Raw genomic sequence first — 5,884 nt, forward strand, 5'->3', positions numbered from 1 at the left:
GACCTCATGACCCCGCGCAGCACCGTCGAGAGCCTGGACCGGAACGCGACGGTGCTCGATCTCATCGAGTTGTCCGCCCGCACCGGCTACTCCCGCTTCCCGATCGTCGACGGCGACCTCGACGCCCCGCTCGGCGTCGTGCACGTCAAACACGCCTTCACCGTGCCCGGCCCGGCACGCGGCACCACCGCCGTCGGCGCCCTCGCCCGCCGCGTGCCCACCGTGCCGTCCAGCCTCGACGGCGACACCGTGATGGAACGGGTGCGCTCCGACGGCATGCAGGTCGCCCTCGTCGTCGACGAATACGGCGGCACCGCCGGCCTGATCACCATGGAGGACCTCGTCGAGGAGATCGTCGGCGACGTCCGCGACGAACACGACGAGACCGAACTCGACGCACACCGCGACGGGGACGGCTGGTCGTGCACCGGGCTGCTGCGCACCGACGAGGTGGCCCAGCTCACCGGTTATCACGCCCCCGACGGCGACTACGAAACCCTCGCCGGGCTGATCCTCACCGAACTCGGCCGCATCCCCGAGGTCGGCGACGAGATCCAGCTGCCGCTGCGCCGCGGCGAACGCGACCTCACCTGGTACGGGCGCATCCTCGACATGGACGGGCACCGCATCGACCGGATACTGCTCGTGCCCGGCGCGGCCCCCGAGGACGACCCCGCCGGTGACGACCCGGCCCCCGACACCGACGCGGGCGGGGCGCAGCGATGAACGACTGGTTCGCGATCGTCTTCGCCGTGCTGCTGCTCGCCGGCAACGCCTTCTTCGTCGGCGCCGAGTTCTCCCTCATCACCGTCCGCCGCGACCGGCTCGAGACGCTGCTCGCCCAGGGCAAGACCCGCGCCCGCACCGTCATCCGGGCCGGCGAACACCTCTCGCTCATGCTCGCCGGCTCCCAGCTCGGCATCACGATCTGCTCGATCCTGCTCGGCCGTGTCGCCGAACCGGCCATCGCGCACCTGATCGAGGTGCCCCTGCACGCGGTAGGGGTCCCCGACGCGCTGCTGCACCCGATCGCGTTCACCCTCGGGTTGACCATCGTGGTGGTCCTGCACATCCTGCTCGGCGAGATGGTGCCGAAGAACATCGCCATCGCCGGCCCCGAACGCGCCGCGATGCTCCTCGTGCCGATCCACCTGCTGTTCATGCGGCCCGCCCGGCCGGTCATCGCCTTCTACAATCTGTGTGCCAACGCCACCCTGCGCGCGGCGCGCATCGACCCGAAGGACGAACTCGACACCTCGGTGTCCGCGGTGGAGCTGACCGAGATGATCGGCGAATCCCGATCCGAGGGACTGCTCGACGAGGAGGAACACGAGCGCCTCACCCGCGCCCTCGCCACCGGCAGCCGCACCGTCGCCGACGTGATGATCCCCCTCGCCCGGGTGCGCACCGTGCCGCACACCGGGGCAGGCCCGACACTCGGGGATGTCGAGCACGCGGTCACCACGACCGGATTCTCGCGGTATCCGACCCGGCGTCCCGACGGCACGATCACCGGGTACGTCCACATCAAGGACGTGCTCGATCTCGTGCGGGAGCAGTCCACCGGTCCCGAAACCGTCATCCCCGCCGCGGTGATCCGTCCGCTGCCCACCATCACGATCGCCGACGGTCTCGACGACGCCCTGGGCGCCCTGCGACGCAGCAACGCGCATCTGGCCGGGGTGGTCGACACCACCGGCACGCTGCGCGGCATCGTCGCCCTCGAGGACCTTGTGGAAGAGTTCGTCGGGACGGTCCGCGACGCCACCCACCGGGTCGCGGACCCGCTGGGCAACCGGCCCCGCACGACCGCACCCCGATCGACCGAACGAGAATCATGACCCGCTCTCTCACCCCGACCGACCGTCCCACGATCCTGACCGAGGCGGAGTGGACCGCGCGGCGCGAGGAGCACCACACCGTCGTGGACGAGTTGCTCGACGGACATCTCGGGCGCCGTGCCACCGGTCGCACCCATCCGGTGCACGACTTCCTGTTCACCTACTACAGCCTGCGGCCGAATCAGCTGCGGCGCTGGCATCCGGGTTTCGGCACCGTGCTGCTCGGAGCGAGCGCGGTGCGCGCCTACCGTGACCATGCCGGCTACGAGCGGGTCGTGCACGACGGGGAGCCGGGGGTGCGGGTGGGCCGTGCGATGCTCGACCGGCGCGCCGGCACCGTCGACTTCGTGGCCGGGCTGCTCGCCGCGACCGCCTCCCGTCCGCCGCAGCTGGGCTGCTTCGGCCTGCACGAATGGGCGATGGTCTATCGCACCGGCAGGGAGGGGGTGCGGCACGCGTCGGTGCCCTTGCGCCTCGGACACGACGGTACGGATGCGGTGATGGAATCAATGCAGTTGCGATGCACTCATTATGATGCGTTCCGGTTCTTCACCCCCGCGGCGGTGCCCCGCAACGCCGAGACTCTGACCCGCGACGAGCAGATCCGCACCGAGCAACCCGGCTGCCTGCACGCCGGGATGGACTTGTACAAGTGGTGCTACAAGCTGCTGCCGCTGACCGATTCGGCGCTGACGGTGCGGTGCCTGCGACACGCGGCCGCAGCCCGCGAACTGGACATGCGGGCGAGCCCGTATGATCTCGAGGACTACGGCTACTCGCCCATCAGGATCGAGACTGCCGCCGGACGCGCACAGTACGTCCGCGAGCAGTCGGCGCTCACCCGTCGCGCCGCAGCTCTGAGAGAAGAGCTGATGAATCGATGTACCGCCCTGCAGGCGCACAGAACCTCTGCGTCCGTTACTACCGGCGGGTAACATAATCGACGATTCCGTGCGGCCGGGACGTTTCCGGCCGCACAGCAACCGGAAAGAGTGAGGGTGATGACAGAACGCGTGCAGGTCGGCGGACTTCAGATCGCGCAGGTTCTCTACGACTTCGTCAACAACGAGGCCATCCCCGGCAGCGGGGTCGACGCGGACACCTTCTGGACGGGTGCCGACAAGATCGTCCACGACCTCGCCCCCAAGAACCGGGCACTGCTCGCCAAGCGCGACGACCTCCAGGCCAAGATCGACGGCTGGCACCGCGACCGTGCCGGCCAACCGCACGACCCGGTCGCCTACAAGGCCTTCCTCGAAGAGATCGGCTACCTCGTCCCGGCCCCCGAACCGTTCACCATCGGCACCGAGAACGTCGACACCGAGATCGCCGCCACCGCCGGCCCCCAGCTCGTCGTGCCCGTCCTCAACGCCCGCTTCGCCCTCAACGCCTCCAACGCGCGCTGGGGCTCCCTCTACGACGCCCTCTACGGCACCGACGTCATCCCCGAAGAGGGCGGCGCCGAGAAGGGCACCGGCTACAACAAGGTCCGCGGCGACAAGGTCATCGCCTGGGCCCGCGACTTCCTCGACAAGGCCGCACCCCTCGCGCAGGGCTCGCACGCCGACTCCACCGGCTACCGCATCGACGGCACCGAACTGCAGGTCACCCTCGAGGGCGGCACCGTCACCGGACTCGCCGATCCCGACAAGCTCGTCGGCTACCTCGGCGACAAGACCGCGCCCTCCTCGGTGCTGCTGCGCAACCACGGCCTGCACATCGAGATCCAGATCGACCCCGACTCCCCCATCGGCAGCACCGACGCCGCCGGCGTCAAGGACGTCGTCCTCGAATCCGCCGTCACCACCATCATGGACTTCGAGGACTCCGTCGCCGCCGTCGACGCCGACGACAAGGTCATCGGCTACCGCAACTGGCTCGGCCTCAACCGCGGCGACCTGTCCGAGTCCTTCGCCAAGGGCGGCAAGACCCTCACCCGCACGCTGAACCCGAACCGCGTCTACACCGCCCTCGACGGCAGCGACCTCGAACTGCACGGCCGCTCCCTGCTGTTCGTCCGCAACGTCGGCCACCTCATGACCAACCCCGCCGTCCTCGACCGCGACGGCAACGAGGTCCCCGAAGGCATCCTCGACGCGCTCATCACCAGCCTGTGCGCCATCCACGGCCTGCACATCGACGAGGATCACGGCCCGCTCGCCAACAGCCGCACCGGCTCGATCTACATCGTCAAGCCCAAGCAGCACGGCCCCGAGGAATCCGCCTTCACCACCGAACTGTTCGGCCGCGTCGAAGAGGTCCTCTCCCTGCCCACCAACACCCTCAAGGTCGGCATCATGGACGAGGAGCGACGCACCACCGTCAACCTCGCCGCCTGCATCAAGGCCGCCTCCGACCGCGTGGTGTTCATCAACACCGGCTTCCTCGACCGCACCGGCGACGAGATCCACACCTCCATGGAGGCCGGACCCGTCGTCCGCAAGGCCGCCATGAAGCAACAGCGCTGGATCGCCGCCTACGAGGACTGGAACGTCGACACCGGCCTCGCCTGCGGCCTGCAGGGCAAGGCCCAGATCGGCAAGGGCATGTGGGCGATGACCGACCTCATGCGCGACATGGTCGAGCAGAAGATCGGCCAGCCCAAGGCCGGCGCCAACACCGCGTGGGTGCCCTCACCCACCGGCGCCACCCTGCACGCCACCCACTACCACGAGGTCGACGTCTTCGCCGTCCAAGACGAGTTGAAGGGCCACGCCCGCGCCACCGTCGACGACATCCTCACCATCCCCCTCGCCGAGAACCCGAACTGGACCGACGAGGAGAAGCGCGAAGAACTCGACAACAACTGCCAATCCATCCTCGGCTACGTCGTGCGCTGGATCGACGCCGGCGTCGGCTGCTCCAAGGTCCCCGACATCCACGACATCGCCCTCATGGAGGACCGGGCCACCCTGCGCATCTCCAGCCAGCTCCTCGCCAACTGGATCCGGCACGACGTCGTCACCGCCGACGACGTCGTCGCCTCCCTCGAGCGCATGGCCCCCGTCGTCGACCGGCAGAACGACGGCGACCCCGGCTACCGGCCGCTCGCCCCGAACTTCGACGACAGCATCGCCTTCCAGGCCGCCAAGGAACTCATCCTCGAAGGCACCACGCAGCCCAGCGGCTACACCGAGCCGATCCTGCACCGCCGTCGCCGCGAATACAAGGCCAAGTACGCCTGACCCGCACACCGACGCCCAGGGTCCCGATCCGCACCGGATCGGGACCCTGCCCGTCTCCGCACCGCGCGCCGGAGCCGGATCACACTCCGCTCCTCACTAGACTCGACCATCGGATCGACGAACGAAACGAGGCGGACACGACGTGGGCGGGCGACATCGCGGCAGCGGACGACGAGGAATCAGCACAAGCGTCATCGTGGTCGCCGCAGGCGTAGTACTCGCCCTGCTCGCCGTCCTCGGCTGGTTCCGCCTCCGCGACAACATCGACAACCAGGCCACCGCCGCCGCCGAAACCTGCGTCGAAGGCGACACCGTGCTGCACATCGCCGCCGACCCCCTCATCGCCCCCGCCCTCACCGAACTCGCCGACCGCTGGACCGACGGCGGCGTCCGCGTCATCCGCGACCACTGCGTCACCGCCGAGATCATCCCCGTCGACAGCCTCGCCGCCGCCGACACCCTCGCCACCGGCAACTGGGATCCGGCTCTCGGCCCCGAACCCGCCCTGTGGGTCCCCCTCGACAACCGCATGAGCGCCCGCGCCACCGACGCCGTCGACGGCACACCCCGCTCCCTCGCCACCTCCCCGGTCGTACTCGCCGTCCCCACCGACCTCGGCCGCGCCCTCACCACCGCCACCGTCCGCTGGCAGGACCTCCCCCGACTCCAGAACAACCCCGCCGCCATGCGCGAGATCGGACTCGACGTCTGGGGCGCGCTCGGCCTCGCCCTGCCCACCGGCACCGAAACCCACGCGACCACGCTCGCCCTCGAAGCGGTCACCGCCGCCACCACCGGCATCGGCGCCGGACCGGTCACCCTCGAACAGGCCGCCACTCCCGCCGCGATCACCGCCGT

The 5,884-nt window shown here is 69.7% G+C and carries 4 protein-coding genes and 1 pseudogene; all 5 read left to right on the forward strand.

Annotated features, from left to right (window positions below):
• Positions 1 to 726, forward strand: a 726-nt coding sequence (locus A8G18_RS21140) for a hemolysin family protein (RefSeq protein WP_157100865.1), incomplete at its 5' end; no start/stop codon positions are given.
• Positions 723 to 1,841, forward strand: coding sequence for a hemolysin family protein (locus tag A8G18_RS21145; RefSeq protein WP_064065429.1), 1,119 nt, complete (start codon positions 723 to 725; stop codon positions 1,839 to 1,841). The genes A8G18_RS21140 and A8G18_RS21145, both read left to right, overlap by 4 nt.
• Positions 1,838 to 2,776 carry a hypothetical protein gene (locus A8G18_RS21150; protein WP_064065430.1) on the forward strand — a complete coding sequence of 313 codons (939 nt, stop codon included), beginning with the start codon at positions 1,838 to 1,840 and terminating at the stop codon, positions 2,774 to 2,776. The genes A8G18_RS21145 and A8G18_RS21150 overlap by 4 nt, the downstream gene beginning before the upstream one ends.
• A gap of 66 nt (positions 2,777 to 2,842) precedes the next feature.
• Positions 2,843 to 5,026: a malate synthase G gene (locus tag A8G18_RS21155; protein WP_064065431.1), complete on the forward strand. Its 2,184-nt coding sequence runs from the start codon at positions 2,843 to 2,845 to the stop codon at positions 5,024 to 5,026.
• Positions 5,027 to 5,222: 196 nt separating this feature from the next.
• A pseudogene (locus A8G18_RS21160) lies at positions 5,223 to 5,884 on the forward strand (substrate-binding domain-containing protein); the annotation flags it as partial.

It is taken from the genome of Rhodococcus gordoniae, from assembly GCF_001646655.1.
Taxonomy (GTDB): Bacteria; Actinomycetota; Actinomycetes; order Mycobacteriales; family Mycobacteriaceae; genus Rhodococcus; species Rhodococcus gordoniae.